At 62.9% G+C, this 2,476-nt stretch carries 3 protein-coding genes; all 3 read left to right on the forward strand.

What is annotated here, in order from left to right; all coding sequences use genetic code 11:
* The coding region (locus ACXRVY_RS24035) for a YVTN family beta-propeller repeat protein (protein ID WP_458238431.1) at positions 1-923 on the forward strand (923 nt) is incomplete at its 5' end.
* Entirely contained in the window at positions 920-1,651 is a 732-nt protein-coding gene (locus ACXRVY_RS24040) for an ABC transporter ATP-binding protein (RefSeq protein ID WP_457266189.1), read from the forward strand. The genes ACXRVY_RS24035 and ACXRVY_RS24040, both read left to right, overlap by 4 nt.
* Positions 1,648-2,439: an ABC transporter permease gene (locus tag ACXRVY_RS24045; RefSeq protein ID WP_457266190.1), complete on the forward strand. Its 792-nt coding sequence runs from the start codon at positions 1,648-1,650 to the stop codon at positions 2,437-2,439. The genes ACXRVY_RS24040 and ACXRVY_RS24045 overlap by 4 nt, the downstream gene beginning before the upstream one ends.
* The last annotated feature ends 37 nt before the right edge of the window (positions 2,440-2,476 follow it).

The raw sequence follows: 2,476 nt of genomic DNA on the forward strand, positions 1-2,476 counted from the left end.
CCGCTGGCCATGCCGTTGCCAGCACTGCCTGGGTCTCCAACGAAAAGGACAACAGCCTGAGCCTGATCGACCTGCAGACCCTGCAAGTCACCGACACCCTGCCCGTCGGCCAGCGCCCCCGCGGCCTGCTGCTGTCCCATGACAACAAGCTGCTGTACATCTGCGCCAGTGACTCGGACCGGGTCCAGGTGATGGACGTGGCCACACGCAAGATCATCAAGGAGTTGCCTTCGGGCAAGGACCCCGAACAATTCGCCCTGCACCCCAACAACCGCTGGTTGTACGTTTCCAACGAAGACGATGCGCTGGTCACGGTGATTGACACCGACACCTCCAAGGTGCTCGGCCAGATCAACGTCGGCGTCGAACCCGAAGGCATGGCGGTGAGCCCYGACGGCAAGTGGGCAGTCAACACCAGCGAAACCACCAACATGCTGCACTGGATCGACACCAGCACCCAGACCCTGGCCGACAGCACCCTGGTGGACCAGCGCCCGCGCTTCGTCGAGTTCTCCCCCGATGGTGCCCGGCTCTGGGCCTCGGCGGAAATCGGCGGTACCGTGACCATTCTCGATGTGGCCAGCCGCAACGTGCTCAAGACCCTGAACTTCCAGATCAAGGGCGTGCACCCGGACAAGGTGCAACCGGTGGGCATCAAGCTCAGCGCCGATGGAAAATACGCTTTCGTCGCCCTCGGCCCGGCCAATCACGTCGCGGTGGTCGACGCCAAAACCTTCGAGATTGTCGATTACCTGCTGGTGGGTCGACGGGTCTGGCAAATGGCATTCACCCCGGATCAGAAGCAATTGCTGGCCACCAACGGCGTCAGCGGCGATGTCTCGGTGATCGACGTCGACAGCCTCAAGGTCAACAAATCGGTGAAAGTCGGGCGCTACCCCTGGGGCGTGGTGGTGACGCCATGAACGCCCTTGAAGTCAGTGACCTGGGTTTTGCCTACGGCGCCCGAGAGGCCTTGCGCAAGGTGAGTTTCAGCCTGGAACCCGGGCGTTTCGCCGCGCTGCTGGGACCCAACGGCGCCGGCAAGTCGACCCTGATTGCCCTGCTGACCCGGCTCTATGATCTGCAGCAAGGCGAGATCCGCGTCGGTGGCAATTCATTGCGCAGCGCGGCACGCCCGGCACTCAGGCAATTGGGCGTAGTGTTTCAGCAAAGCACCCTGGACCTGGACCTCAGCGTCGAGCAGAACCTGCGTTATCACGCCGCATTGCATGGCCTGTCCCGGCGTCAGACCGACCTTCGGGTCGACGCCGAACTGGCCCGCCAGGCCCTGACCGAACGCCGCCGCGAACGGGTGCGTGAACTCAATGGTGGCCATCGTCGCCGGGTGGAAATTGCCCGAGCCCTGTTGCATGAGCCGCGCCTGTTGCTGCTCGATGAAGCCAGTGTCGGCCTCGACCCGGCGAGTCGCCTGGCGCTCAACCAGCACATCCGCAGCCTGTGTCGCGACGAGCGCATCTGCGTACTCTGGACCACCCACCTGCTCGATGAAGTACAGCCCAGGGATGACCTGCTGATCCTGCATCAAGGCCGGCTGGTGGCCAGCGGACAGGCCGATGCCCTGAGCCAGGAACACGGCGGTGACCTCGGTTCGGCCTTCACTCGTCTGACAACATCAGGAGCTGCCCAATGAACGCTTACTGGCAATGCTTTAGCGGTATCGTGCTGCGCGAATGGCTGCGTTTTGTGCTGCAACGCACTCGATTCCTCAGCGCCCTGGTGCGGCCGCTGTTGTGGCTGCTGGTGTTCGCCGCCGGTTTTCGCGCAGCGCTGGGAATTGCGATCATCGAGCCCTACGACACCTACATTCCCTATGAGGTCTACATCATTCCCGGGCTGGCCTGCATGATCCTGCTGTTCAACGGCATGCAGGGCTCACTGTCGATGGTCTACGACCGCGAGATGGGCAGCATGCGCGTGCTGCTGACCAGCCCCCTGCCGCGCACCTTTCTGCTGTGCAGCAAACTGTTGGCCACCTCGCTGATTTCGCTGTTGCAGGTGTATGCGTTCCTGGCGGTTGCCTGGGTCTACGGCGTGCGGCCACCGGCCATGGGCCTGTTGCTGGTGTTGCCGGCCTTGCTGCTGGTGGCGTTGCTGCTCAGCGCCCTGGGCCTGTTGCTGTCGAACGCGATCCGCCAGCTGGAGAACTTTGCCGGGGTGATGAATTTCGTGATCTTCCCGCTGTTTTTCCTGTCATCGGCGCTGTATCCGCTGTGGAAGATGCACGAGGCCAGCGAGTGGCTGTACTGGCTGTGCGCGGTGAATCCGTTCACCCATGCGGTAGAGCTGGTGCGTTTCGCCCTGTATGAACGCTTCAATCCGCTGGCGCTGGCGGTGTGCACGGGGCTGACGTTGCTGTTCGCGTTGCTCGCCGTGCTGACCTTCAACCCGCAGCATGCGGCCCTGCGCAAAGCCGGGTAACTACATCCCCCTGTGGGAGCGAGCTTGCTCGCGATAG

The sequence above is a fragment of the Pseudomonas sp. P5_A2_2 genome, from assembly GCF_054177685.1.

Excerpts from the sequence above, each read along its gene's own strand:
- ACXRVY_RS24045 (WP_457266190.1), top strand. The coding sequence starts at position 1,648 with ATGAACGCTTACTGGCAATGCTTTAGCGGTATCGTGCTGCGCGAATGG.
- ACXRVY_RS24040 (WP_457266189.1), top strand. The coding sequence starts at position 920 with ATGAACGCCCTTGAAGTCAGTGACCTGGGTTTTGCCTACGGCGCCCGA.